The sequence below is a fragment of the Erwinia sp. LJJL01 genome, from assembly GCF_047300805.2.
GTDB lineage: Bacteria > Pseudomonadota > Gammaproteobacteria > Enterobacterales > Enterobacteriaceae > Erwinia > Erwinia aphidicola.
On record NZ_CP178576.1, the window covers coordinates 4,035,268 to 4,061,020 of the forward strand.

General features: G+C 55.5%; 22 protein-coding genes, 1 pseudogene and 1 other annotated feature. Of the genes and pseudogenes, 10 read left to right on the plus strand and 13 right to left on the minus strand.

What is annotated here, in order from left to right:
• Positions 1-136: 136 nt before the first annotated feature.
• Positions 137-2,821, minus strand: coding sequence for a bifunctional acetaldehyde-CoA/alcohol dehydrogenase (adhE, locus tag ACLI4M_RS19935; protein WP_099753649.1), 2,685 nt, complete (start codon positions 2,819-2,821; stop codon positions 137-139).
• A gap of 475 nt (positions 2,822-3,296) precedes the next feature.
• Here adhE and ACLI4M_RS19940 point away from each other — a divergent pair, with 475 nt between their 5' ends.
• The 7 genes from ACLI4M_RS19940 (at position 3,297) to oppF (ending at position 11,962) form a co-directional block, all read left to right on the plus strand.
• Entirely contained in the window at positions 3,297-3,944 is a 648-nt protein-coding gene (locus tag ACLI4M_RS19940; RefSeq protein ID WP_048915928.1) for a YchE family NAAT transporter, read from the plus strand.
• 626 nt (positions 3,945-4,570) lie between these two features.
• On the plus strand, positions 4,571-6,205 hold the full coding sequence (locus tag ACLI4M_RS19945; protein ID WP_133623752.1) for an ABC transporter substrate-binding protein: 1,635 nt from the start codon (positions 4,571-4,573) through the stop codon (positions 6,203-6,205).
• A 172-nt stretch (positions 6,206-6,377) separates the two neighbouring features.
• Positions 6,378-8,009, plus strand: a complete 1,632-nt coding sequence (gene oppA / locus ACLI4M_RS19950) for an oligopeptide ABC transporter substrate-binding protein OppA (protein ID WP_413449745.1) — start codon at positions 6,378-6,380, stop codon at positions 8,007-8,009.
• Positions 8,010-8,093: 84 nt separating this feature from the next.
• Positions 8,094-9,014 carry an oligopeptide ABC transporter permease OppB gene (gene oppB, locus ACLI4M_RS19955; RefSeq protein ID WP_048915931.1) on the plus strand — a complete coding sequence of 307 codons (921 nt, stop codon included), beginning with the start codon at positions 8,094-8,096 and terminating at the stop codon, positions 9,012-9,014.
• A gap of 14 nt (positions 9,015-9,028) precedes the next feature.
• Positions 9,029-9,937: an oligopeptide ABC transporter permease OppC gene (gene oppC, locus ACLI4M_RS19960; RefSeq protein ID WP_048915932.1), complete on the plus strand. Its 909-nt coding sequence runs from the start codon at positions 9,029-9,031 to the stop codon at positions 9,935-9,937.
• A gap of 10 nt (positions 9,938-9,947) precedes the next feature.
• Positions 9,948-10,964: an ABC transporter ATP-binding protein gene (locus tag ACLI4M_RS19965; RefSeq protein ID WP_048915933.1), complete on the plus strand. Its 1,017-nt coding sequence runs from the start codon at positions 9,948-9,950 to the stop codon at positions 10,962-10,964.
• Positions 10,961-11,962: a murein tripeptide/oligopeptide ABC transporter ATP binding protein OppF gene (gene oppF, locus ACLI4M_RS19970; protein WP_048915934.1), complete on the plus strand. Its 1,002-nt coding sequence runs from the start codon at positions 10,961-10,963 to the stop codon at positions 11,960-11,962. Before ACLI4M_RS19965 ends, oppF begins: the two co-directional genes overlap by 4 nt.
• A gap of 262 nt (positions 11,963-12,224) precedes the next feature.
• On the opposite strand, the gene ACLI4M_RS19975 is transcribed toward oppF, so the two are convergent.
• Together ACLI4M_RS19975 and cls are read right to left on the minus strand one after the other, a co-directional pair.
• The gene (locus tag ACLI4M_RS19975; RefSeq protein WP_208864915.1) at positions 12,225-12,554 is read right to left on the minus strand and encodes an HI1450 family dsDNA-mimic protein; all 330 of its coding nucleotides are present in this window, start codon (positions 12,552-12,554) and stop codon (positions 12,225-12,227) included.
• Positions 12,555-12,594: 40 nt separating this feature from the next.
• Positions 12,595-14,055: a cardiolipin synthase gene (gene cls, locus ACLI4M_RS19980; protein ID WP_048915936.1), complete on the minus strand. Its 1,461-nt coding sequence runs from the start codon at positions 14,053-14,055 to the stop codon at positions 12,595-12,597.
• 165 nt (positions 14,056-14,220) lie between these two features.
• Here cls and ACLI4M_RS19985 point away from each other — a divergent pair, with 165 nt between their 5' ends.
• A complete protein-coding gene (locus tag ACLI4M_RS19985) occupies positions 14,221-14,394 on the plus strand; it encodes a YciY family protein (RefSeq protein WP_099753651.1) in 174 nt (57 codons plus the stop codon).
• Between the two features lie 45 nt (positions 14,395-14,439).
• Here ACLI4M_RS19985 and ACLI4M_RS19990 read toward each other — a convergent pair whose 3' ends face one another.
• Positions 14,440-14,736, minus strand: a complete 297-nt coding sequence (locus ACLI4M_RS19990; protein ID WP_048915937.1) for a YciI family protein — start codon at positions 14,734-14,736, stop codon at positions 14,440-14,442.
• 202 nt (positions 14,737-14,938) lie between these two features.
• Between ACLI4M_RS19990 and tonB the strand changes: the two genes are divergently transcribed.
• Entirely contained in the window at positions 14,939-15,649 is a 711-nt protein-coding gene (gene tonB / locus ACLI4M_RS19995) for a TonB system transport protein TonB (RefSeq protein ID WP_208864882.1), read from the plus strand.
• Positions 15,650-15,673: 24 nt separating this feature from the next.
• On the opposite strand, the gene yciA is transcribed toward tonB, so the two are convergent.
• From yciA to ACLI4M_RS20010, 3 genes are all read right to left on the minus strand, one after another.
• Entirely contained in the window at positions 15,674-16,102 is a 429-nt protein-coding gene (gene yciA, locus ACLI4M_RS20000) for an acyl-CoA thioester hydrolase YciA (RefSeq protein ID WP_133623751.1), read from the minus strand.
• Positions 16,103-16,171: 69 nt separating this feature from the next.
• Complete coding sequence (locus tag ACLI4M_RS20005) at positions 16,172-16,711, minus strand: septation protein A (RefSeq protein ID WP_133623750.1); 540 nt, start codon at positions 16,709-16,711, stop codon at positions 16,172-16,174.
• A 76-nt stretch (positions 16,712-16,787) separates the two neighbouring features.
• A complete protein-coding gene (locus ACLI4M_RS20010) occupies positions 16,788-17,525 on the minus strand; it encodes a YciC family protein (RefSeq protein ID WP_048915941.1) in 738 nt (245 codons plus the stop codon).
• A gap of 344 nt (positions 17,526-17,869) precedes the next feature.
• Here ACLI4M_RS20010 and ompW point away from each other — a divergent pair, with 344 nt between their 5' ends.
• Positions 17,870-18,505 (plus strand): outer membrane protein OmpW, encoded by a 636-nt coding sequence (gene ompW, locus ACLI4M_RS20015; protein WP_133623749.1) that lies wholly within the window; start codon positions 17,870-17,872, stop codon positions 18,503-18,505.
• Positions 18,506-18,560: 55 nt separating this feature from the next.
• Here the strand turns inward: ompW and ACLI4M_RS20020 are convergent, their stop codons facing one another.
• The 6 genes and pseudogenes from ACLI4M_RS20020 to ACLI4M_RS20045 form a co-directional block, all read right to left on the minus strand.
• Positions 18,561-18,875 (minus strand): BON domain-containing protein, encoded by a 315-nt coding sequence (locus tag ACLI4M_RS20020; protein WP_048915943.1) that lies wholly within the window; start codon positions 18,873-18,875, stop codon positions 18,561-18,563.
• Positions 18,876-19,029: 154 nt separating this feature from the next.
• Positions 19,030-19,833, minus strand: a complete 804-nt coding sequence (gene trpA / locus ACLI4M_RS20025; RefSeq protein ID WP_133623748.1) for a tryptophan synthase subunit alpha — start codon at positions 19,831-19,833, stop codon at positions 19,030-19,032.
• Complete coding sequence (gene trpB, locus ACLI4M_RS20030; RefSeq protein ID WP_099754611.1) at positions 19,833-21,026, minus strand: tryptophan synthase subunit beta; 1,194 nt, start codon at positions 21,024-21,026, stop codon at positions 19,833-19,835. Before trpB ends, trpA begins: the two co-directional genes overlap by 1 nt.
• A 13-nt stretch (positions 21,027-21,039) precedes the next feature.
• Positions 21,040-22,401 carry a bifunctional indole-3-glycerol-phosphate synthase TrpC/phosphoribosylanthranilate isomerase TrpF gene (trpCF, locus tag ACLI4M_RS20035; protein WP_133623747.1) on the minus strand — a complete coding sequence of 454 codons (1,362 nt, stop codon included), beginning with the start codon at positions 22,399-22,401 and terminating at the stop codon, positions 21,040-21,042.
• 2 nt (positions 22,402-22,403) lie between these two features.
• Positions 22,404-23,996, minus strand: a pseudogene (trpD, locus tag ACLI4M_RS20040) (bifunctional anthranilate synthase glutamate amidotransferase component TrpG/anthranilate phosphoribosyltransferase TrpD).
• Positions 23,996-25,558 (minus strand): anthranilate synthase component 1, encoded by a 1,563-nt coding sequence (locus tag ACLI4M_RS20045; protein WP_099754613.1) that lies wholly within the window; start codon positions 25,556-25,558, stop codon positions 23,996-23,998. The pseudogene trpD and the gene ACLI4M_RS20045 overlap by 1 nt, the downstream one beginning before the upstream one ends.
• 23 nt (positions 25,559-25,581) lie before the next feature.
• Positions 25,582-25,680 (minus strand) — a sequence feature (Trp leader region).
• Between the last annotated feature and the right edge of the window lie 73 nt (positions 25,681-25,753).

Consider the following 25,753-nt stretch of genomic DNA (forward strand, 5'->3'; position numbering starts at 1 on the left):
GCGGCGGTTAACGCAAAGAAATGTGCCGTCGATATTTCACAACTCTATAAGCGTCTCTTAATATTTCCTGATAAAAAAACCCGCCAGCTTTATGGGGTCAGTTCAAGCTGGCGGGTTTTTATTCTCACACTCGGGCTTAACGTTTCACTTTCTTTTCAACTTTCCTGGCTTCGACGGGCGCAGCGGCCACGGCTTCGGCAATGTTAGCGAAAGGTTCAACATAATCGCGGCCGTAGAAGCTATCCAGCATGATCTGTTTCAGTTCAGCAATCAGCGGGTAGCGTGGGTTAGCGCCGGTACACTGGTCATCGAAAGCATCATCAGCCAGCTTATCGACTTTCGCGAGGAAGTCCGCTTCCTGCACGCCTGCTTCGCGGATGGACTTAGGAATACCCAGTTCCGCTTTCATCCCGTCCAGCCAGCTCAGCAGCTTCTCAATTTTCTGTGCGGTACGGTCGCCCGGTGCACTGAGGCGCAGGTGATCGGCGATTTCAGCGTAGCGGCGGCGCGCCTGCGGGCGGTCATACTGGCTGAAGGCCGTCTGCTTGGTTGGGTTATCGTTGGCGTTGTAGCGAATCACGTTACAGATAAGCAGCGAGTTCGCCAGACCGTGTGGAATGTGGAACTCTGAACCCAGCTTATGCGCCATCGAGTGACAGACCCCAAGGAAGGCGTTAGCAAACGCGATACCGGCGATAGTCGCGGCATTGTGTACACGCTCACGCGCCACCGGGTTTTTCGCCCCTTCACGGTAGCTGGCCGGCAGGTTTTCCTGCAGCAGTTTTAGCGCCTGCAGCGCCTGACCGTCGGAGTATTCGTTAGCCAGCACCGAGACGTACGCTTCCAGCGCGTGGGTTACGGCATCCAGACCACCAAAGGCGCACAGTGACTTCGGCATATCCATCACCAGGTTGGCATCCACAATCGCCATATCCGGGGTGAGGGCATAGTCAGCCAGTGGATATTTCTGACCGGTGGCGTCGTCGGTCACGACCGCAAATGGCGTAACTTCTGAACCTGTACCTGAAGTGGTGGTGACGGCAATCATCTTCGCCTTCACGCCCATTTTCGGGAATTTATAGATACGTTTACGGATATCCATGAAGCGCAGTGCCAGCTCTTCGAAATGCGTTTCCGGATGTTCGTACATCACCCACATAATTTTCGCCGCATCCATCGGCGAACCCCCGCCCAGGGCGATAATCACGTCCGGCTTGAAGGAGTGCATCTGTTCAGCACCTTTACGCACGATGCTCAGCGTTGGGTCAGCTTCCACTTCGAAGAAGACTTCAGTTTCCACCCCGCGCGCTTTCAGCACGTTGATGATCTGGTCAGCGTAGCCGTTGTTAAACAGGAAGCGGTCGGTGACGATAAAGGCGCGTTTGGCTCCGTCGGTGGCCACTTCATCAAGGGCAATGGGCAGTGAACCACGGCGGAAGTAGATAGACTTAGGAAGTTTATGCCACAACATATTCTCAGCTCGCTTGGCCACGGTTTTCTTGTTAATCAGATGTTTGGGTCCGACGTTTTCAGAAATCGAGTTGCCACCCCACGAGCCGCAGCCCAGCGTCAGTGACGGTGCGAGTTTAAAGTTGTACAGGTCGCCGATCCCCCCCTGAGAGGCCGGAGTGTTGATCAGGATGCGCGCTGTCTTCATTTTGTCGCCGAAGAAGTTAACGCGTTCACGCTGATTATCCTGGTCAGTGTACAGGCAAGAGGTATGACCGATACCGCCCATCGCCACCAGCTTCTCAGCTTTACTTACCGCGTCAGCAAAATCTTTGGCGCGATACATCGCCAGAGTCGGTGACAGTTTTTCATGAGCAAAAGGTTCCGACTCATCGACCAGTTTCACTTCACCAATCAGGATTTTAGTGTTGCCCGGGACGCTGAGGCCGGCCATTTCAGCAATTTTCACCGCAGGCTGACCGACGATAGCGGCATTCAGCGCGCCATTCTTCAGAATGATATCCTGAACCGCTTTCAGCTCGCTGCCCTGCAGCATGTAGCCACCGTGGCTGGCAAAGCGCTCGCGCACCGCCTCATAAGCGCTGTCGACTACAATAACTGACTGCTCAGAAGCACAGATTACGCCGTTATCGAAGGTTTTCGACATCAGGATAGAAGCCACGGCACGTTTGATGTCCGCCGTTTCGTCAATCACTACCGGGGTATTACCTGCGCCCACGCCGATAGCCGGTTTGCCGGAGCTATAGGCGGCTTTCACCATACCCGGGCCGCCCGTGGCGAGGATAAGGTTAATATCAGGGTGGTGCATCAGCTGGTTAGACAGTTCAACGGAGGGCACATCGATCCAGCCGATAATGTCTTTGGGTGCCCCGGCCGCAATGGCGGCCTGCAGTACGATATCGGCCGCTTTGTTGGTGGCATCTTTCGCACGAGGATGCGGCGAGAAGATAATCCCGTTACGGGTTTTCAGGCTGATCAGCGCTTTAAAGATAGCGGTAGATGTTGGGTTGGTTGTCGGGACAATCCCGCAGATGATGCCGGTGGGTTCCGCGATAGTGATGGTGCCGAAAGTGTCATCGGTTTCAAGAATACCGCAGGTTTTTTCGTCTTTGTAGGCGTTGTAGATGTATTCAGAAGCAAAGTGGTTTTTGATCACTTTATCTTCGACGATACCCATGCCAGATTCGGCAACGGCCATTTTAGCCAGTGGGATACGGGCATCAGCAGCTGCTAATGCCGCAGCCCGGAAGATTTTGTCTACTTGTTCTTGAGTAAAGTTGGCGTATTCACGCTGGGCTGTTTTAACACGTTCAACAAGTGCGTTAAGTTCAGCGACATTAGTAACGGCCATAATGCTCTCCTGGAAAGTTAAACTCTATTAGTAAACAAGTGAGAACGAGTAAGTATAGTCATGGCTGGTTATCGGGCCGTATTAGGGCGGGCCAACCTGCTAAACAGGTTCTTCCGGGTTTACTGAAAGAGTCTGCGCTCTGCACGCGCTGTGGGTCACTTTCGGTAAGTTACTAACTCCTTTTGGTAACACTGAGCATAGCGCTTGTACTGGGGGCAAATAATGATTTGGATCATGTTTACTGGTGGCTGACACCTTTCAGCCTGTGATTAGAAGATGACCAGTTTCAAACTATCGCAAACCTGGCGTCGAAAGTTGAGAATAAGTTTCATCTGCTAATCTTCAGCGTCGTAATGGCGATATCCACTGCCTGCGGCGCAGCATAATGGCGTGATATTCCAGGGGGCGGGGGATAGTCATTATCACGGATTTGAATTACATTAGCGCCCATCAATCAGCCCAACAGGAGCATGGTGTGAATCCTGCACTTTTAGACCTCTCTGGATATATTAAATTTTTCGTTGGCCTGTTCGCCCTGGTCAACCCGGTGGGGATCATTCCTGTTTTTATCAGCATGACCAGCTATCAGGTTCCGGCAGCGCGCAATAAAACCAACCTGACTGCCAACCTGTCCGTGGCGATTATCCTCTGGACGGCGCTATTCCTCGGCGACGGCATCCTGCACATCTTCGGGATCTCTATCGACTCATTTCGTATTGCGGGCGGCATTCTGGTCGTCACCATTGCGATGTCGATGATCAGCGGCAAACTGGGCGAAGATAAGCAGAATAAACAGGAGAAGTCAGAAACGGCTAACCGGGAGAGCATCGGGGTCGTACCGCTGGCGCTGCCGTTGATGGCGGGACCGGGGGCGATCAGTTCGACGATTGTCTGGAGTACGCGCTACCACAGCTGGCAAAACCTGCTGGGCTTTAGCGTGGCGATCGCGCTGTTTGCCTTCTGCTGCTGGCTCTGCTTTCGCGCTGCACCGTTAATGGTCAGAGTGTTGGGGCAGACTGGAATTAACGTGGTGACCCGTATTATGGGATTGCTATTGATGGCGTTAGGGATAGAGTTTGTGGTGACCGGGATAAAAGCGTTGTTCCCGGGGCTGGTCAACTAGCCTGTTTTAATTCTGAAATAATCATATTAAAGCGCATATTCTGCGCTTTTTTTATCTATGCATTCTTGTGGTGCACTATATCAGGTCAACTTACCGTGCAGCTGCATCATTATGGTGCAATTATTCATGGCGCTTAATTGAGGGCGCTGATTATTAATGTAATTACTGCAACTGCCGGTTCAATCGCTTAGTTACCACCGTTTGTGAGATTTATTACATTTCAATCTGGCGGTGAGAGACGGATTTATCAAAATTTAATGCTAGTCGCCCGGCAAAACCCGGAATTTTTGTGACGAATTTAGTGTTTTCGGCAAAATTTGCTTATTTTTTGCTTTGAAATCGCTTTATTTATGTTCGAAAGTCAGGTTTTAGTCATTAAATTCATTTTCTTTCATAAGCTTAGCCGTTATTTCACAATGCTAAATAACACTTTGCCCCTGCTTTTTCTCATGATAAAAGAGAATTGGTTAACATTTTTGTTATTTTGCTTTAGCGCAAATGTCCCCCTTCTGATAATTTTTCTGCCAGTTGATAAAAACTGGCACCAGATGTGCAAAACGTTAACCTCATCCGTCCCGGCTGTTCTGACGGTAGTCGTTGGTATCACCACACAGGGTTTTAGCTGAATGAAATGTTTTACATCATTACGCCACATCGCGAGCGGAACAGGGTTACTGCTGGGCCTTATCACTCTCAACGCCGTGGCAGCTGACGTTCCGGACGGGGTCAGCCTGAGCAAGCAGCAAAATCTGGTGATCAACAATGGCACTGAAGTTTCATCTCTCGACCCGCAAAAAACAGAAGGGGTGCCCGAGACCGATGTGATCCTCAATCTGCTGGAAGGATTGGTCAGCACCGACAACATCGGCCACCTGGTGCCCGGCGTGGCACAAAGCTGGAGCAGCGAGCAGGGTAAAGTCTGGACCTTTACCCTGCGGCCAGATGCAAAGTGGAGCGACGGCGAACCCGTCACGGCCAGCGATTTCGTCTACAGCTGGCAGCGGCTGGTGGACGCTAAAACCGCATCGCCTTATGCCAGCTATCTGCAGGCCGCTCACGTGGCTAACGTTGATGAGATCCTGGCGGGTAAACGCCCGGCCAGCGATCTCGGGGTGAAAGCGCTCGACGATAGCCACTTCCAGGTCACGCTCAGTCAGCCGGTCCCTTATTTCCTTGCTATGGCGGCACACACCGCGTTGAAACCGGTCAACCGGGCTGCGATTGAACGCTGGGGGGAGAAGTGGACTTTGCCTGCGCATTACGTGGGGAATGGGGCTTATACCCTGAGCGACTGGGTGATCAATGAAAAAATTGTGCTCAAGCGCAATCCGCACTACTGGAACAACGGTAAGACGGTGATTGAGCAGGTGACATTCTTACCGATCGTCTCCGAAACCAGCGATGTTAACCGCTATCGCAGCGGCGAAATCGATATCACCAACAGCGCCTTGCCGCCCGAGCGTTTTCAGCAGCTGAAAAAAGAGCTTGGCCCGCAGGTCAGAGTCAGTCCTTATCTCTGCACCTTCTACTATGAACTGAATAACCGCCGTCCGCCGTTTGACGATGCGCGGGTGCGCACCGCGGTGAAGCTGACCCTCGACCGCGACATCATTACCGGGAAAGTGATGGGCCAGGGGCAGATCCCGGCATGGAGCCTGACGCCGCCGTTTACTGACGGCGCGCAGTTCAGCGCACCGCAGTGGTTCCACCTGACGCAGGATGAACGGAACCAGCAGGCCAAAGCGTTGCTCGCGCAGGCGGGCTACAGCGCGTCAAAACCGCTGCGTTTCTCACTGCTGTATAACACCTCTGACGTCAATAAAAAGCAGGCCATTGCGGCCGCATCGATGTGGAAAAAGAATCTCGGTGCCGACGTGACGTTACAGAATCAGGAGTGGAAAACCATGCTTGATACTCGTCATCAGGGCAATTATGACGTGGCCCGCGCCACCTGGTGTTCCGACTATAATGAACCCTCTACCTTCCTCACTATGTTGCTGAGCGACTCCTCAACCAATACGGCTTTTTACCGCAGCCCGGCGTTTGACCAGCTGATGACGCAGTCGCTCAACATGAGTGATGACGCCGAGCGGGCAACCGTCTATCAGCAAGCGGAGCAGCAGCTGGATAAGGATTCTGCCATTGTGCCGGTCTACTACCGGGTGAGTGCGCGGCTGGTGAAGCCGTGGGTAGGGGGCTTTACCGGTAAAGATCCGCAGGACCTTACCGATGTTAAATACTTTTATATAACCAGTCACTAAACCGTGCGGCCCTGCCGGGCGGTAAAGGGTGATAGCAAAGCAGTACCGATGAAATAAAAAAAGACAAGCCGGGTGGAATCGTTCCTCTACCCGGTGAAGTTTTCCCGCAAACGGGGGTAGCCACGGTGCCCGGCACACGTTGGCATTAATAAAAACTGGAGTAGGTAATAAGATGATCAACATCACGAAGAAAACTTTGATCGCCGCAGGCGTTATGGCCGCGCTGACTGGCAATATGGCCTATGCCGCCAATGTACCGGCGGGCGTTCAGCTGGCAGATAAGCAGGAGCTGGTCAGAGGTAACGGTGCTGAGCTGCAGTCGCTTGACCCGCACAAAATTGAAGGCGTCCCGGAATCTAACGTTAACCGTGATGTGCTTGAAGGCCTGGTGATTAACGATGCGGACGGGAAAATCATCCCTGGCGTTGCGGAATCATGGGAAAACAAAGATGGCGGTAAAGTCTGGATATTCCACCTGCGTAACACCGCCAAGTGGTCAAACGGCGAGCCGGTGACCGCGCAGGATTTCGTTTACAGCTGGCAGCGCCTGGCCGACCCGAAAACAGCGTCCCCTTACGCCAGCTATCTGCAGTACGGCCATCTGCTGAATGTGGATGACATCATTGCCGGTAAAAAAACGCCTGATACCCTCGGCGTTAAAGCACTGGACGCTCACACCCTGGAAGTGACGCTGAGCGATGCAGTTCCCTATTTCTATAAGCTGCTGATCCATCCATCTATGTCGCCGGTGTACAAGCCAGCGGTAGAGAAATTTGGCGAGAAGTGGACCCAGCCTGCAAACTTCGTTGGCAACGGTGCCTTCAAACTGAAAGAGTGGGTGGTGAACGAGCGCATCGTGGTTGAGCGTAACCCTGAGTACTGGGATAACGCGCACACCATCCTGAATCAGGTCACTTTCCTGCCGATCCCGTTTGAAGTCACCGACACCAACCGCTACCGCAGCGGCGGCAGCGATATTACCTACAACTACCTGCCAATCGAGCTTTACCAGAAGCTGAAAAAAGAGATCCCGAAAGAGATCCACGCCGATCCGTATCTCTGTACTTACTACTATGAGATCAACAACCAGAAGGCGCCTTTCAACGATGCGCGCGTGCGTACCGCGCTCAAGCTGGGCCTGGACCGCGATATCATCGTCAATAAAGTGAAAGCGCAGGATGAAGATCCCGCCTACAGCTTCACACCGCCATTCACCGACGGCATCAAGCTGGATAAGCCAGAGTGGATGAGCTGGACCCAGGAAAAACGTAACGAAGAGGCGAAAAAACTGCTGGCGGAAGCCGGTTACACCGCCGACAAACCGCTGACGTTTGACCTGCTGTATAACACCTCCGATCTGCATAAAAAACTGGCGATTGCCGCAGCCTCCATCTGGAAGAAAAACCTCGGTGTAAACGTTAAGCTGCAGAACCAGGAGTGGAAAACCTTCCTCGATACTCGCCATCAGGGTAACTTCGATGTGGCGCGTGCGGCCTGGTGTGCTGACTACAACGAACCGACCAGCTTCCTGAACATCATGCTGTCAGACAGCAGCAACAACACCTCGCACTATAAGAGCCCGGCATTTGACAAAATTATGTCAACGGCACTGAGCGCGAGTGATGAAGCGAAACGTGCGGAAGTTTACGCCGAGGCGGAGAAGCAGCTCGATAAAGATTCCGCCATCGTGCCGGTCTACTACTACAAAAACCTGCGTTTAGTGAAGCCTTACGTTGGTGGTTATACCGGTAAAGATCCACTGGATAACAGTCACGATAAAGATCTGTACATTATCAAGCACTAACAATTCGGGCGGCGATGCTGCTCTTTTAAAGCAATGTCACCGCAGGGGTTCGCCCCTGCGGTGTAAAGCCAGCAGGTACGGGCAATGTTAAAATTTATACTGCGTCGTTTTCTCGAAGCGATTCCGACGCTCTTTATTCTGATCACCATCTCCTTTTTCATGATGCGTATGGCACCCGGCAGCCCGTTTACCGGTGAACGTACGTTGACCCCGGAAGTGATGGCTAATATCGAAGCCAAATATCATTTAAACGATCCGATGTGGAAACAGTATCTCAACTATCTCCAGCAGTTGGCGCATGGGGACTTTGGACCGTCGTTTAAATACAAAGACTATTCGGTCAATGACCTGGTGGCGGGTTCATTCCCCGTATCCGCCAAGCTGGGCGCTGCGGCCTTTCTGTTTGCTCTGGTGTTTGGCGTGACGGCTGGCGTTATCGCCGCCCTCAAGCAGAACAGCAAATGGGACTATGCGGTGATGGGGGTCGCCATGACCGGCATCGTTATTCCGAGCTTTGTTGTGGCGCCACTGCTGGTGCTGCTGTTCTCGATCACCTTGAAATGGCTGCCGGGCGGCGGCTGGAACGGCGGGGCGCTGAAATATATGATCCTGCCGATGGTGGCGCTCTCCCTGGCCTATATTGCCAGCATTGCGCGCATCACCCGAGGTTCGATGATCGAAGTCTTGCACTCCAACTTTATCCGCACCGCGCGCGCGAAAGGGCTGCCGATGCACCGCATCGTACTGCGCCACGCGCTGAAGCCCGCGCTGCTGCCGGTTCTCTCTTATCTCGGCCCGGCCTTTGTCGGTATTATTACCGGTTCAATGGTTATCGAGACGATTTATGGTCTGCCGGGTATCGGTCAGCTGTTTGTCAATGGCGCGCTGAACCGTGACTATTCGCTGGTGTTAAGCCTGACTATTCTGGTTGGGGCGTTAACCATTCTGTTTAACGCGATTGTTGACGTGCTGTATGCCGTTATCGATCCAAAGATTCGTTATTAATCCGGGAGCTGGCAATGATTTTAAGTAAAAAAAACAGCGAAGCTCTGGATAACTTCACTGAAAAACTCGAAGTGGAAGGGCGCAGCCTTTGGCAGGATGCGCGCCGCCGCTTTATCCATAACCGTGCGGCGGTTGCCAGCCTGTTTGTGCTGCTGCTGGTGGCTCTGTTTGTCACCTTTGCACCGATGCTGTCGCAGTTTACCTACGATGACACCGACTGGGCGATGATGTCGGCCGCGCCGGACCTGACCTCCGGTCACTATATGGGCACCGACTCCTCCGGGCGCGACCTGCTGGTGCGTGTGGCGATTGGCGGACGTATCTCGCTGATGGTGGGGATTGCTGCGGCGCTGGTTGCTGTGGTGCTCGGCACGCTGTACGGCACGCTGGCGGGTTATCTGGGCGGCAAAACCGACTCGGTGATGATGCGCCTGCTGGAGATCCTCAACTCCTTCCCGTTTATGTTCTTCGTTATCCTGCTGGTGACGCTGTTTGGTCAGAATATCCTGCTGATTTTCGTCGCCATTGGCATGGTGTCATGGCTGGATATGGCGCGTATCGTGCGCGGCCAGACCCTGAGCCTGAAGCGCAAAGAGTTTATTGAAGCGGCAGAAGTGGGCGGGGTATCGACGATGAATATCGTACTGCGCCATATCGTCCCGAACGTGCTCGGCGTGGTGGTGGTGTATGCCTCACTGCTGGTGCCCAGCATGATCCTGTTCGAGTCCTTCTTAAGCTTCCTGGGGCTCGGTACTCAGGAGCCGCTCAGCAGCTGGGGCGCTTTGCTGAGCGACGGCGCTAACTCGATGGAAGTGTCGCCGTGGCTGCTGCTTTATCCGGCCGGCTTCCTGGTCGTCACCCTGTTCTGTTTCAACTTTATTGGCGATGGCCTGCGTGATGCCCTCGACCCGAAAGATCGTTAAGGAGTTCCCGATGAGCACGATTGAATTACAGCCAGCGATGGCCAAAACCAGGGAAAGCCAACGTCTGCTGGATGTTAAAGACCTGCGCGTGACCTTTAGCACCCCGGATGGGGATGTCACGGCGGTTAACGACCTTAACTTCAGCCTCAGCGCCGGGGAAACCTTAGGGATCGTCGGCGAATCCGGGTCCGGAAAATCGCAGACCGCGTTTGCCCTGATGGGCCTGTTGGCCAGCAACGGGCGCATTGGCGGCTCGGCCCGCTTTAACGGCAGCGAGATCCTCAACCTGCCGGAGAACAAGCTGAATAAGCTGCGCGCCGAGCAGATCGCGATGATCTTCCAGGACCCGATGACCTCGCTGAACCCGTACATGCGCGTCGGTGAGCAGCTGATGGAAGTGCTGCAGCTGCATAAGGGGATGAACAGCGCGCAGGCGTTTGAAGAGTCTGTGCGCATGCTCGACGCGGTGAAAATGCCGGAAGCGCGCAAGCGCATGAAAATGTTCCCCCATGAATTTTCCGGCGGGATGCGTCAGCGCGTGATGATCGCCATGGCGCTACTGTGCCGTCCTAAGCTGCTGATTGCCGATGAGCCGACCACCGCGCTCGACGTGACGGTGCAGGCGCAAATTATGACGCTGCTGAACGAGCTGAAGCGCGAGTTCAATACCGCGATTATTATGATCACCCACGACCTCGGCGTGGTGGCCGGGATCTGCGATCAGGTGCTGGTGATGTATGCCGGGCGCACCATGGAATATGGTAAAGCGCGCGATGTCTTCTATCGGCCTTCACACCCGTACTCCATCGGCCTGCTCAATGCCGTGCCGCGTCTGGATGCCGACGAGGGCGACTCGCTGCTGACGATCCCGGGCAACCCGCCGAACCTGTCGCGTCTGCCAAAGGGCTGTCCGTTCCAGCCGCGCTGCCCGCACGCGATGGATATCTGCGCCAGCGCACCGCCGCTGGAAGCGTTCGGCGAAGGCCGACTGCGCGCCTGCTTTAAGCCCGTGGAGGAGTTGGTATGACAACGGTTGCTGAGAAGAAAGTTCTGCTGGAAATTGCCGATCTCAAAGTGCATTTCGACATCAAAGATGGTCGGCAGTGGTTCTGGCAGCCGCCAAAAACGCTGAAGGCGGTCGACGGCGTCAGCCTGCGTCTGTATGAGGGGGAAACCCTCGGCGTGGTCGGTGAGTCCGGCTGCGGGAAATCCACGCTGGCGCGGGCGATTATCGGCCTGGTGAAAGCGACAGAAGGGCGCGTTGCCTGGCTGGGGCGCGACCTGCTGGGGCAGAGCGCAGACGAATGGCGCGCTGCACGCAGCGATATTCAGATGATTTTCCAGGATCCGCTGGCCTCACTGAACCCGCGTATGAACATCGGCGAGATTATCGCCGAACCGCTGCGCACCTATCATCCGAAGATGCCGCGCCAGGAAGTGAAAGAGCGCGTGAAGGCGATGATGATGAAGGTGGGGTTACTGCCCAACCTGATCAACCGCTATCCGCACGAGTTCTCCGGCGGCCAGTGCCAGCGTATAGGCATTGCGCGCGCGCTGATCCTGGAGCCGAAGCTGATTATCTGCGATGAGCCGGTGTCCGCACTCGATGTGTCGATTCAGGCGCAGGTGGTAAACCTGCTGCAACAGCTGCAGCGTGAAATGGGGCTATCGCTGATCTTCATCGCCCACGATCTGGCGGTGGTGAAGCATATTTCTGACCGCGTGCTGGTGATGTATCTGGGGCATGCTGTAGAGCTGGGAACTTACGATGAGGTGTATCAGAACCCGCAGCACCCTTACACGCGTGCATTAATGTCAGCGGTGCCAATCCCGGACCCGGACCTTGAGCGCAACAAGACGATACAGCTGCTGGAAGGTGAACTGCCGTCGCCGATCAATCCGCCTTCAGGCTGCGTGTTCCGCACCCGCTGCCCGATTGCCGGGCCGGAATGCGCCAAAACGCGTCCGCTGCTGGAGGGCAGTTTCCGCCATGCGGTCTCCTGCCTGAAAGTGGACCCGCTTTAATAACATACCCCATCTTCTAAATATTTTGCGCTGAGACAAGGCGGCAACAAGGTGAATCCCCGGGAGCTTACTGAAGTCAGTGACCGGGGTGAACCGAGGCAGCCAACGCAGGATCGGGGGAAAATATGACACACCCAATCCTCTAAATATTTTGCGCTGAGACAAGGCGGCAACAAGGTGAATCCCCGGGAGCTTACTGAAGTCAGTGACCGGGGTGAACCGAGGCAGCCAACGCAGGATCAGGGGAAAATATGACGAGGATTTATTCCTTCCAAAGGATGTGGCACAGCTTGTGGTCCTTCTCGCGGCACAGCAGTACGCGGGCAAAGACATCGGTAATCGGTTCGCCATCCTCTTCGCCCAGGCCAATCACCACTTCAGCGAAAAAGTCCGGGTTAAGGTCGAAATCAACGTGTTCAGCCCAGTCCTCTGCCGGGTCATACAGCTCTGCACCACCGCGCTCCTCAAACTGCAGATTAAACAGAATCACGTCCGCCGGGTCGAGGTTATCGACGGCCAGCTCAAGAAAGATGTCGTAGGCCTGTTCCAGGGTTTCATCTTCGGTAAGGCGGTTATTTAGGTCCATAAAAATTCCTGTGTTGCCCCTTGGGCGCTGTGCATTTTCGCTCGTTTTACAGCAATGGACTGAAGAAGTAAAACAGTCGTTCTACGATCCGCTGCCAGTATGCGCGGCGCGACCAGCGTTGACCATCAACCAGTCTGGATCGTGCGATATAATCCTCCTGCACCCGGGCCAGATCGCTACCAAAACCATCGTCATCAATTACCAGCGTAATTTCAAAGTTGAGCCACAGGCTGCGCATATCGAGATTCACGGTGCCCACCAGGCTGAGCTGACCATCTACCAGAATACTCTTGGTGTGCAGCAGACCGCCTTCAAACTGATAGATCTTCACCCCGGCGTCCAGCAGCTCGCCAAAGAAGGCGCGGCTGGCCCAGCCCACCAGCAGGGAGTCGTTGCGGCGCGGCACGATAATACTGACATCAACGCCACGATAAGCCGCGGTGCAGATAGCGTGCAGCAGGTCGTCGCTCGGAACAAAGTAGGGGGTCGTCATAATCAGCTGTTCGCGCGCTGAATAGACGGCGGTTAACAGCGCCTGATGGATCATATCCTCCGGGAAGCCAGGGCCGGAAGCGATCGCCTGAATGGTATGGCCACTCTCCTGCTCAAACGGCATCACATTGTCATCTGGCGGAGGCGGCAAAATGCGCTTGCCGGTCTCAATTTCCCAGTCGCAAGAGTAAATAATGCCCAGTGTGGTGGCGACCGGGCCTTCCATACGCGCCATCAGGTCAACCCACTGGCCGACGCCAGCGTTCTGCTTAAAGTAGCGTGGGTCAACAAGGTTCATGCTGCCGGTATAGGCGATATAGTTGTCGATCAGCACCACTTTGCGGTGCTGGCGCAGATCCATACGGCGCAGGAAAACGCGCAGCAGGCTCACTTTTAGCGCCTCGACTAAATCGATACCCGCGCTGCGCATCATCGCTGCCCACGGGCTACGGAAGAATTCGACGCTGCCCGCCGAGTCCAGCATCAGGCGGCAGTGAACGCCGCGCCGCGCCGCCGCCATTAGCGCTTCAGCCACTTCATCCGCCTGCCCACCGGGCTGCCAGATATAGAACACCATCTCGATATTATGACGTGCCAGCTGAATATCACGTACCAGCGCGCGCAGGGTGTCATCGGTGCTGGTGAGCAGCTGGAGCTGATTACCTTTAACCCCGGCAATCCCCTGACGGTTTTCACATAGCTGAAACAGTGAACGGGCCACATCGCTGTTATCTTCGGCAAAAATATGGTGACTGGCTTTGAGATCGGTTAGCCAGCGGGCGGTAGAGGGCCACATGGTGCGCGCCCGCTCCGCACGCCGTTTACCAAGGTGCAGCTCACCGAATGAGAGATAGGCAATGATGCCAACCAGCGGAATAATATAGATAATTAACAGCCAGGCCATGGCGGAGGGCACTGCGCGCCGCTTCATCAGGATACGCAGGGTGACACTGGCAATGAGTAACCAATAACCAAAAACCAGCAGCCAGCTCATTACGGTATAAAAGGTGGTCATGAAGTGAAAATCCTGTTCACGCGGCAATTAAAGGGAGTTTACGTGCAGATGACAGTACAGGAAACCTTTAACCACACTTTAACGGATAAAGAGATCGGACCTGGTGAGGTTTGATAAAGGTCTATACTGCGTCGCGAGTTTTTCCTGGGGCAATCAGAGGGTGTAATGAGACGAAGTAGAAATGAGGTGGCGCGCTGGCGCATGTTGCGCCAGGTTCAGCGGCGTCGGTCGCGTTGGTTGGAGGGGCAGTCTCGTCGCTACGGACGTATGCACTCTTTCCGCCATCAGGTGAGCCAGCAGCAACGCCGTTCTATTCTGTTTATTACCCAGATTCCCTGAGGCGGGTAACAGGCCCGGCGATACTGATATCGCCGGGCTGTTAAATCAGAAAGCGCGTTTAAACGGCTTGATAGCAACCTGCTTATATACCCCGGCTGCAATATAGGGATCATCCTGCGCCCATGATTGCGCGGCTTCCAGCGAAGGGAACTCGGCAATAATGGTTGAACCGCTGAAACCGGCAACGCCAGGTTCGTTACTGTCCACCGCGGGCATCGGGCCGGCAATAATCAGACGACCTTCATCACGCAGCAGCTGCAGGCGGGCAAGGTGAGCAGGGCGCACGGCGGTGCGTTTTTCCAGTGAGTCACTATTATCTTCAGCGTAAATTACGTAGAGCACCTTCAAAACTCCTGTCTGGGATGAGATTCGGCATCACGTTAAGTGATCGTTAACATTTGTGCAAACTAAAGCGTCTCTGGCCTTGATAAAGGTCAGCCTGCGGCGTTTAAAAGGCGAAATCGACGATTCAGCGTGCGTGCTTATTGAAATTGATTGCTATTTGCATTTAAAATCAACGCTTCACATTTTGACCAGAAAGATTATGACGACGCTGACAACTGAACTACCTCGCCGCTCACCTTTACCACTGCTGCTTTCGGTCGTACTGCATGGTTCAGCGATCGGGGCACTGCTGTATGCCTCATTTCATCAGGTGGTCGAAATGCCTCAAGCGTCTCAGCCTATCAGCGTGTCGATAGTGGCCCCTGAAGTGCAGCCGGAACCCCAACCTGCGCCGCCTGAAGTGGCGCCGCAACCTGAGCCAGAACCGGAACCGGCGCCTGAACCGCCTAAGCCAGAGCCGGTACCGATCCCGAAACCTGAGCCGAAGCCAAAACCGAAGCCGGTGAAGAAAGAGGTGGTTAAGCCGAAGAAAGAGGTGAAACCACGCCCGGCAGCCGCGCCGCAGGAGACTAAACCCGTTGAGCAGAGTAAGCCGTCCACCGCGCCCAAGACCTCACAGGCGCCGTCTACCGCCATCTCGACCGGGCCGCGGGCGTTAACCGTCGGCAAGCCAGACTATCCGGCGCGTGCTTTTGCCCTGCGTGTGGAAGGGCGTGTGCGGGTGCAGTTTGACGTCGATAGCGCCGGCAGGGTAGATAATGTCCGTATCCTGTCGGCCGAACCGCGCAACATGTTTGAGCGTGAAGTGAAACAGGCGATGCGCAAATGGCGCTATGAGGCCGGTAAGCCGGGCAAAGACCTGACGATGAATATCGTATTCAGGATGAGCGGCGGGACATCCATCGAATAAGAAAAAAGGGCGATAGCCCTTTTTTTATGCCTGCGGTTCGAGCTCAAAGTGGCTCTTACCGGCGGGTAGCGGCCGCGGTTTGCCTTCCGGGTCGACGGCAACATAGATAAACACCGCTTCGGTGGTGCAGTAGCGCTGACCAATGGGTTCAGACGACACCTTCTTAATCCACACCTCGATGTTGATGGTGATGGAGCTGGTACCGGTTTTGATACAGCGCGCATGACAGGTGACGACATCACCTACCGCGACCGGTTTCAGAAAGGTCATGCCGTCGGCACGCACGGTGACCACGCGACCTTCCGCTATCTCTTTTGCCAGAATCGCGCCGCCCATATCCATCTGTGACATCAGCCAGCCGCCGAAGATATCGCCGTTAGCGTTGGTGTCTGCAGGCATCGCCAGCGTACGCAGCACCATTTCGCCCTGCGGTAATCGTTGTTGTTCGCTCATTGTGTGCTCTCGAATTGCTTGCTACCGGTCATTCAATTCGCCCGGCTTAAACCTCCGGGCAATGATGGGTTATTTTTCTTCTTGTTGCGGCATCAGACGATAAATGTAGACACCGCTCAGTAGCGTAAACAGTAGCGTCAGGGCGCTCAGGCCAAAGACTTTAAAGTTAATCCAGATATCCTGCGACAGCCAGAAGGCGACATAAATATTCGCCAGTCCGCAGGCGAGGAAGAACAGTGCCCAGGCAATATTCAGGCGGCGCCAGGCGAATTCAGGCAGCTGAAGCTCTTTCCCCAGCATCTTCTGGATTAGCGGCTGTTTCATAAACCATTGACTGAACAGCAGCGCAAGGGTAAACAGGCCATAGATGATAGTGACTTTCCACTTAATAAAGTCCGGGTTGTGCAGCGCAATAGTCAGCGTGCCAAACACCGCAACCAGCGCAAAGGTCACCAGCGACATCTTTTCAACTTTACGATAAAGCAGCCAGCCCGCCGCCAGTGCCAGCGCGGAGGCGGCAATCAGTGCGCCGGAGGCCACATAGATGTCGTAAAGCTTGTAGAAAACAAAAAACACCACGAGGGGAAGAAAGTCGAGTAACTGCTTCATAGCGGCTTCCAAATAACAGACGAATGCGAAATATCATTATCCAGCAGGATGCCTCTGTCGAGGCATTCCGGGTTAATTAACGTAACAGCATATACAGGCGCGACAAATAGATAATCAGTATGGCTGAAACCAGGTTGCTGAGCGCGTTGAGCACCACAGAAGCGACGTCCGGCGGCAGCACCAGCAGCGAGGAGGCCAGCAGCAGCACCACCAGTTTCGCCACAATCCATAATATCACCGCCGGGGCGATCAGTTTCATCTGGCTCCAGCCGAGACGCATGCTGGCACGCATAGAGGCGATCACTCCCACTTTCTCGGTCATCAGGATGATCGGGGAGAGTGCCAGGGTAACGGCCAGCAGCACGCCGGGAACCACCAGCACCATAAAGCCGAGCTGGATAAGCACGGTCATCAGGATGGTGAGCAGCAGCAGTGCCGGTAAGCGCGGAGCGGATGCGCCAATAGCACGCAGCGCGCTGATGCGCTGGCCGGATGACGCCAGCGGGATCAGGCTCAGCATGCCGCCCAGCAGCAGGACATTACCTACCAGTGAAGCAAAAGTACCGGCAGCGGAAGCGTGCAGCAGCACCTGCTGCTGTTCGGGGGACATATTACGGATCATCTCCATCAGGCTGCTGGCGGAACCCGCAGCGCCTTCACCGAGGATCTGCATCTCATCGGCGCCTGGCGTGAATGCCTTGCCGATAAGCATAGTAATAAACGAAGTTAACAGCGCCATCAGCACAATAGTGACCGACTGATGGCGGAAGAAATTCCCCGTGTCACGGTATAGCGAACCCGCCGTGATAGACATGTACTCTCCTTGAAAGGCCGGTGTTATAGACCCGGCGATTGTACATGGTCTGGCAGGGTGCTGGCACCCAGATTGACATAACTTTCGATTAAAGAAGGTATTAGCGGCATTCCGCGCTTGTTGACTTCAGCCACGCTGGTTGCGCTGTTTTTACCTGACTCTCTTCACCGCCAAAGCCCGTGAAAATTGATCCAAATCAACTCTATGTTTTATATCAACTTTTTGTTAATTGATTTGCATGATCTCGCAGGTAAATCAGGGTAAATATAGGTCGGCTAAAAACGCATCAAGGCCTCAAAGCAGGTCGCATGCTTACAATAATTTGCAGAAAAAAAGGAGTGGTTATGAAATTAAAAGCGCTGGTACTCGCCGTCATGAGCTTACTGCCCGTCGTGGCATCAGCCCACCAGGCTGGGGATTTCTTTATGCGTGTCGGTTCTGCGACCGTGCGCCCGACCGGAGGGTCGGATGACGTTATGGGTCTGGGTGAGTTCAACATTGACAACAACACCCAGATGGGCCTGACCTTCACCTATATGGCCACCGATTACATTGGCGTGGAGCTGCTGGGTGCGACACCGTTTAAACACCATGTTGGCCTGCAGGCGACCGGCACGCTGGCAACGGTTCACCAGTTGCCGCCAACGCTGATGGCACAGTGGTACCCAATGGGTAACAGCAGTAAGTGGCAGCCTTATGCGGGCGTCGGGGTCAACTACACAATGTTTTATAACACCGACTTTAACCAGACCGGGCGTGATGCGGGATTAAGCAATCTCAGCGTGAAAAACTCCTGGGGTTTAGCGGGGCAGGTAGGTCTGGATTATCAGCTGACGCCTGACTGGCTGATTAACGCCTCGCTGTGGTACATGGATATCAACACCAAAGTGCGCTTCGACTCTGCGGCAGCAGGCCGCCAGAGTATTGATACGCATATTAATCCGTGGGTGTTCTTCTTCGGCGCGGGCTACACTTTCTGATCGGTTAAAATGCAAAAAGGCGCGAAATTCGCGCCTTTTAAGCCATTCAGAACGGTTATTTAATCTGCATATTATTCACAACAGATTTGACACCCGCCACACCGCGGGTAATGCCGACGGCACGGTTAGCCATCTGCGGTGAGCTAACAAACCCACTCAGCTGCACGCGTCCTTTGAAGGTCTCAACGTTAATTTCTGTCGACTTCAGCGAGTCATCGGCCAGCAGGGTTGATTTTACCTTGGTCGTAATGACGGTATCGTCAATATAACCCCCGGTTCCCTCTTTGGTTGCCGTTGGCGCACAGGCACTCACTGACAGAGCCACCACGGCTGCAATAACCACACCTGATAAGACTTTGAACCATTTCACTATGTAATCTCCCTGTCATCATCAAAAGGCTGTAACCGACATCATCATCGGTATGCATAGATTTTTAGCGAGGATCGCAAGAAATGCAAATAGATATGCCGGGGAAATTGAAAGAAAATAATGCCTTATCCGGGAGATAAGGCATGGGTTATGCTTAGCGCGTTGCGGCTTTCAGTTTGCTGACGAAAGCGGTCAGCTCAGCGAGCATCACTTGCGGCTGTGCCAGGTTTTTCTCGATGATTTTCACGATGGCAGAGCCAGAGATAGCGCCGGCTGCGCCGGAACCCACCGCTTCCTGTACCTGCGACGCTTCAGAAATACCAAAGCCCTGCAGCGCCGGGGCAGCGTGGTACTCGCGCAGTTTGTCGACCAGATGCTTAAGCGGCAGATTGGCGCGCGTTTCCGAACCGGTCACGCCGGCACGCGACAGCAGATAGGTGTAACCACGGCCGTGGGAGGCAATTTCTCGCAGCAGCTCGTCACTGGCGTTCGGCGGGCAAATAAAGATTGGCGCGACGTTGTGACGCAGCGCAGCCTGACGGAACGGGGCAGACTCTTCAAGCGGCACGTCGGCAACCAGCACCGAATCGACGCCAACCTGCTGGCAGCGGGCATAGAAGTTGTCGATACCGTTGGAAAATACCAGGTTCGCGTACATCAGCAGGCCGATGGGCAGCTCCGGGTATTTCTGGCGGATGGCGGCCAGCATCTCGAAACATTGTGACGGCGTCACGCCAGCCGCAAAGGCACGCAGGTTAGCATTCTGGATAGTTGGACCGTCCGCCAGCGGATCGGAGAAGGGAATGCCGAGTTCAAGCGCATCGGCACCACCGGCCACCAGCGCATCGATAATCTGCAGCGAGAGTTCCGGCGTTGGGTCGCCCAGGGTGACGAAGGGGACAAAAGCACCTTCTTTACGCTCTGCCAGACGTTTGAAACAGCTATCGTAACGTTCCATCAGATTTCTCCCTTCGCGGTCAGAATGTCATGCACGGTGAAAATATCTTTATCGCCACGGCCGGAGAGGTTGACCACCAGCAGCTGCTCTTTCTCAGGGTCGGCTTTCATCATCTTCAGGGCATGAGCCAGCGCGTGGGAAGATTCCAGCGCCGGGATAATCCCTTCGCTGCGGCACAGCGTTTTGAACGCATCCATCGCTTCGTCGTCGGTGATCGAGACGTATTCAGCGCGGCCAATGCTGTTCAGATAAGCGTGCTGCGGTCCGACGGAGGGGAAATCCAGACCGGCGGAGATGGAATAAGACTCTTCAATCTGACCGTCTGCGGTCTGCATCATTGGCGACTTCATACCGAAGTAGATGCCGACGCGGCCATGCTTGAGTGGCGCACCGTGTTCACCGCTTTCAATACCGTGGCCAGCAGGCTCGACGCCGATCAGGCCGACGCTGCTCTCATCAATAAAGTCGGCAAACATGCCGATGGCGTTCGACCCGCCGCCGACGCAGGCGATGACGGCATCCGGCAGGCGGCCCTCTTTCTCCAGGATCTGCGCTTTCGTTTCTTCGCCGATCATGCGCTGGAACTCGCGCACAATGGTCGGGAACGGGTGTGGACCAGCGGCAGTACCGAGCATATAGTGCGCGGTTTCATAGCTGCCTGACCAGTCGCGCAGCGCTTCGTTACAGGCATCTTTCAGCGTGGCAGAGCCGCTGTGCACCGGGATCACTTCCGCGCCCATCAGCTTCATACGGAACACGTTTGGCGACTGGCGCTCAATATCTTTCGCACCCATGTAAATGCGGCACTTCAGGCCCAGCAGGGCGCTGGCGAGGGCCGAGGCAACCCCGTGCTGACCAGCCCCGGTTTCAGCAATGATTTCGTTTTTACCCATGCGTTTTGCCAGCAGCGCCTGACCGAGTACCTGGTTAGTTTTGTGCGCGCCGCCGTGCAGCAGATCTTCTCGCTTCAGGTACAGGCGAGTTTGGGTGCCTTTGGTGAGATTCTTACACAGCGTCAGCGCCGTTGGGCGCCCCGCATAGTTCTTCAGCAGGTCGGTAAATTCAGCCTGGAATTCCGGGTCGCTTTGGGCGCTGATAAAGGCGTCTTCCAGCTGTTCCAGAGCCGGCATCAGGATCTGCGGCACGTACATGCCACCAAACTCACCAAAATAGGGATTTAACTTAGTCATGATCGCTTCTCTTATATCAGTAGGCTTTCAGCGTCTGAAACACTGAAGCAATTTTACCGGCATCCTTAATTCCGGGGGCACTCTCCACGCCGGAATTAAAGTCGAGGCCTGCACAGCCGAGCTGTGCGGCCTGAACGCAGTTATCCGCCCCGAGACCACCGGCCAGCAGCACGTTATCGAGTTTCTCACCCTGCAACAGCTGCCAGTTAAACTGCTGGCCGCTGCCGCCATTGCCGTTATCAAACACATAGCGGTCAACGTGTGGCCAGTCGCGGACGGGCAGGCTGGAACCTATGCTGAAGGCTTTCCAGATCTTTACGCTGTCCGGAAGTTCTGCGCGCAGCTGACTAACAAATTCGCGATCTTCCTCACCGTGCAGCTGTACGGCAAACAGCTTCAGCTGCTGCGCTTTAGTGACAATGTCACTGATGCTGTTATTACGGAATACGCCAACATATTTTAGCGCGCCGCCCGCCATCACGGCCGCGGCCTGAGCGCTGTCGATTTTACGCGGTGAACCTTCTGCAAAGATCAGCCCGCCATAATTCGCGCCGGACTCCAGCGCGCAGCGGGCGTCTTCGGCGCGCGTCAGTCCGCACACCTTATTGTCACCAAGGATCACCCGGCGCACGGCGGCGGTGAGGTCCTCTTCTGACATCAGGGCAGAGCCAATCAGGAAACCGTTGGCGAAGTGGCTAAGCTCGCGTACCTGCGCGTAACTGTTAATGCCGGACTCGCTGATCACCGTCACCCCGTGCGCCACTTTCGGCGCCAGGCGGCGGGTGCGGTCCAGATCGATAGAGAGATCGCGCAGGTCGCGGTTATTAATGCCGACCACCTTCGCGCCCAGCGCGGTGGCGCGTTCCAGCTCTTCATTACTGATCACTTCGGTCAGCACGCCCATCTGCAGGCTATGCGCCACGGCAGAGAGCTGGCGATACTGCTCGTCGTCGAGCACCGACAGCATCAGCAAAATGGCATCGGCCTGGTGATAGCGCGCCAGATAGATCTGATAAGGGTCGATAATAAAGTCTTTGCACAGCACCGGCTGGGTCACGGCTTTGCTGACAATCGGCAGAAAATCAAAGCTTCCCTGGAAGTACTTCTCGTCAGTCAGCACTGAAATCGCCGAGGCATAATGCTGGTAGACGCCAGCGATAACCGCCGGGTCAAAGTCTTCACGGATCAGACCCTTCGACGGGGAGGCTTTTTTGCACTCCAGAATAAACACGGTGCGGGCGCCCTGTAGCGCATGATAAAAGCCGCGCGTTGAGGGGACGATCTCATTCTGGAAGGTGGCCAGGGGCTGCTGCTGCTGGCGCTCTGCCAGCCAGATAGCTTTATCCTGGACGATTTTATTCAGTACGGTTTCCTGCATGATTATCTCCTTGCTGCCAGGGCGACAACCTGCTCGTAAGCACGGCCGCTGCGGATGGTTTCCAGCGCCTGCTGAGCATTTTGTCGCAAATCTTCATGGCCAAAAATTTTCAGCAACAGGGCGACGTTGGCCGCCACGGCTTCTTCATGAGCCAGCTCGCCATTACCCTGGAGTAAACGCGCCAGAATGTCACGATTTTCTTCCGGCGTGCCCCCGGCCAGCGCCTCCTGCGGATGGCTGCTCAGACCAAAGTCCTCCGCCGTCAGCTGGTAGCTGGTGATGTCACCGTCGCGCAGCTCCGCCACGTGGGTTGCGCTGTGCAGCGCCACTTCATCCATGCCGCCACCGTGCACTACGGCAGCGCGCTGATAGCCCAGCACTTTTAGCGTTTGCGCTACCGGCAGCACCAGCTCCGGGCTGTAAACGCCAATCACCGCCAGCGGCGGACGCGCCGGGTTGATCAGCGGGCCGAGCACGTTAAAGATAGTGCGGGTTTTCAGCTCTTTACGTACCGGCATCGCATGGCGGAATCCGCTGTGGTACTGCGGCGCAAACAGGAAGCAGACATTAAGATCGTCCAGCGCCTGGCGTGCTTTCTCCGCCGGAAGATCCAGGCTGATGCCAAAGGCTGCCAGCAAATCTGAAGAACCGGATTTACTCGAAACGCTGCGGTTGCCGTGCTTGGCAACCTTCAGGCCGCAGGCCGAGGCGACAAACGCGCTGGCGGTCGAGATGTTAATGCTGTTGCTGCCGTCACCGCCGGTACCGACGATATCGGCAAATGCGTAGTCGGGGCGCGGAAAGGGTTTGGCATCTTCCAGCAGGGCGGTCGCGGCCCCGGCAATCTCCTGCGGCTGCTCACCGCGTACTTTCATCGCAATCAGTGCACCTGCCAGCTGGGTAGGTTCCAGCTGCCCGGTGATAATCGCCGAAAACAGCTGGTGGCTCTCAGCCTGCGTCAGGATCTCAGCCTGAAAGAGTTTTTCCAGAATAGTGTGCATCTTGTAACTCCTTGATTACGCCAGCGCCCAGGCGAGGGTTTGTTCCAGCAGGCGTGCCCCCTGGGTGGTAAGAATCGATTCCGGATGGAACTGGTAACCGCAGACGCGGTTGGCGTCGTCGCGCACGGCCATCACCATGCCGTTAAAGGTGGCGTTCACCGTCAGCCCGGCAGGAATGTTGCTGCCTACCAGCGAGTGGTAGCGGGCTACCGGCAGCGGGTTGCTCAGACCGGCGAACATGCCCTGATCGTCATGGGTTATCGCAGACGCTTTACCGTGCAGGATTTCGCCGGCCTGACCGACGTGACCACCGTAGGCTTCCACGATGGCCTGGTGGCCCAGGCAGATGCCGATAATCGGCAGGCGGCCGCGTAACGCGAGCAGCAGCTCCGGCATACAGCCGGCTTCTGACGGCGCGCCCGGGCCTGGCGACAGCATCAGTACCGGATTTTCCATCTGTTGCAGGCGCTCAATCAGCGTCTGCGCCGGAACATTGTTACGGTAGACCATCACGTTATGGCCGAAGGTGCGTAACTGGTCGACGAGGTTATAGGTAAAAGAGTCGAAGTTATCGAGCAGCAGAATATCGGCCATCAGAAAATCTCCTTGCAGTGATGAGCAGTGGCAATGGCGCGCAGAACCGCACGCGCTTTGTTGCGGCTTTCATCCGCTTCCGCCTGCGGATTGGAGTCAAGAACCACGCCGGCACCGGCCTGTACGGTTGCCACGCCATCTTCAACATAGGCGGAGCGGATTACGATGCAGGTATCCAGATCCCCGCTGGCGGTAAAGTAGCCCACGGCGCCGCCGTAACTGCCGCGTCGCGTCCCCTCGGCTTTGGCAATCAGCTGCATGGCGCGTACTTTCGGCGCGCCGCTCAGGGTGCCCATATTCATACAGGCGCGGTAGGCGTGCAGCACGTCGATATCGTTACGCAGCTGGCCGACCACGCGTGAGACAAGGTGCATCACGAAGGTGTAGCGGTCCACTTTGGTTAAATCCGCGACATAGCGGGTGCCCGGCTGGCAGATACGCGCCAGGTCGTTGCGCGCCAGGTCAACCAGCATCAGGTGTTCAGCCATCTCTTTATGATCGGTACGCATCTCAAGCTCGATACGGCTGTCGAGATCACGGTCCAGCGAACCATCCGCATGACGTCCGCGCGGGCGGGTTCCGGCAATCGGATAGATTTCAATCTGGTTGCTGCGCGCGTCATATTTCAGCGAGCTTTCCGGTGAGGCACCGAACAGGCTGAAGTGGCGATCCTGCATAAAGAACATATACGGGCTGGGATTGCTGTTCTTCAGCGTGTCATAGGCGGCCAGCGGCGACGGGCACGGCAGGGAGAAGCGGCGCGACGGCACCACCTGGAAGATCTCGCCGACGCGGATCGCTTCCTGCATTTCGCGCACCACCGCGCAGTAGTCTTCATCACTCTGGCTGATGCTCAGGCTCATGCTTTCCACTTTCTGCACGGGCAGCGGCGTGGCAGCCTGCTGCATCTGACTGTGCAGCTGTTCGATGCGGCTTTGCAGGCGCATAAACTCGGACGGCTGGTGCGTGAACAGGCTGGCCTGCAGGCGTGCGCTCTGCGTCTGATGGTCGATTACCAGCAGGGTTTCAGCGAGGTAAAAACAGTAATCCGGGCAGCGCTGTTCGTTTTTCAGCGCCGGCAGCGCTTCGAAACCGGCAACCAGGTCGTAAGCGAACAGGCCGCCCAGCAGCACCGCTTCGCGCTCTTCTGCCGGTGCATTCACCAACTGTGGGATCAGGCGCAGCGCGTCAAATACCGACAAAGCGCGCAGGTTGGAATCTTCATCCTGGATTTCAGCATTAACGGGAAATACCAGCTCACGCCCGTCCGGACGCACGTGGTTCTCAACGCTGGCGGGCAGGGCAGCATCCAGCAGCGGTAGCAGAGCACGGCCATTTTCCGACAGCGCCTGCACCTGCACGCGATTATCCAGCGCGCTGAGACGCAGGGCGCTGTCAACAATCAGCAGGCTTTTCAGGTTGCATTTGCTGTCGACGTCGGCTGATTCCAGCAGCAGGGTTTCAGTGCGCGCCGCGCAAAGCTGATGAAAGACCGCAGCGGGATCTTCACGATAAGGTGCGTTGCCGGTAATCAACTTCACTGTAGGTTTGGCATTTTGCATGTGATGTTCTCTGTTTTTTGCTCAAAAAAAAGCCCGCGGTAGGCGGGCTTAAGTATCTGCACTGCGTATTAACCGTGCATGACAGCTTCGCCCGTTCAGGGTGAAGTGTGCCACCAACCAGTCATCAGAGAGAATGAATACGTCATGATACAGACACCTTTGCTTGTGAACTTGCGTACTAGTTAACTGGTTCGC

Coding starts and splice junctions, on each gene's coding strand:
- oppB (WP_048915931.1), top strand. CDS start 8,094: ATGTTAAAATTTATACTGCGTCGTTTTCTCGAAGCGATTCCGACGCTC.
- ACLI4M_RS20045 (WP_099754613.1), bottom strand. CDS start 25,558: ATGCAAAATGCCAAACCTACAGTGAAGTTGATTACCGGCAACGCACCT.
- oppA (WP_413449745.1), top strand. CDS start 6,378: ATGATCAACATCACGAAGAAAACTTTGATCGCCGCAGGCGTTATGGCC.
- ACLI4M_RS20010 (WP_048915941.1), bottom strand. CDS start 17,525: ATGTCTATCACGGCGGGTTCGCTATACCGTGACACGGGGAATTTCTTC.
- ACLI4M_RS19965 (WP_048915933.1), top strand. CDS start 9,948: ATGAGCACGATTGAATTACAGCCAGCGATGGCCAAAACCAGGGAAAGC.
- oppF (WP_048915934.1), top strand. CDS start 10,961: ATGACAACGGTTGCTGAGAAGAAAGTTCTGCTGGAAATTGCCGATCTC.
- ACLI4M_RS20005 (WP_133623750.1), bottom strand. CDS start 16,711: ATGAAGCAGTTACTCGACTTTCTTCCCCTCGTGGTGTTTTTTGTTTTC.
- ompW (WP_133623749.1), top strand. CDS start 17,870: ATGAAATTAAAAGCGCTGGTACTCGCCGTCATGAGCTTACTGCCCGTC.
- trpCF (WP_133623747.1), bottom strand. CDS start 22,401: ATGCAGGAAACCGTACTGAATAAAATCGTCCAGGATAAAGCTATCTGG.
- adhE (WP_099753649.1), bottom strand. CDS start 2,821: ATGGCCGTTACTAATGTCGCTGAACTTAACGCACTTGTTGAACGTGTT.
- cls (WP_048915936.1), bottom strand. CDS start 14,055: ATGACCACCTTTTATACCGTAATGAGCTGGCTGCTGGTTTTTGGTTAT.
- oppC (WP_048915932.1), top strand. CDS start 9,029: ATGATTTTAAGTAAAAAAAACAGCGAAGCTCTGGATAACTTCACTGAA.
- ACLI4M_RS19985 (WP_099753651.1), top strand. CDS start 14,221: ATGAGACGAAGTAGAAATGAGGTGGCGCGCTGGCGCATGTTGCGCCAG.
- yciA (WP_133623751.1), bottom strand. CDS start 16,102: ATGAGCGAACAACAACGATTACCGCAGGGCGAAATGGTGCTGCGTACG.
- ACLI4M_RS19945 (WP_133623752.1), top strand. CDS start 4,571: ATGAAATGTTTTACATCATTACGCCACATCGCGAGCGGAACAGGGTTA.
- trpA (WP_133623748.1), bottom strand. CDS start 19,833: ATGGAACGTTACGATAGCTGTTTCAAACGTCTGGCAGAGCGTAAAGAA.
- tonB (WP_208864882.1), top strand. CDS start 14,939: ATGACGACGCTGACAACTGAACTACCTCGCCGCTCACCTTTACCACTG.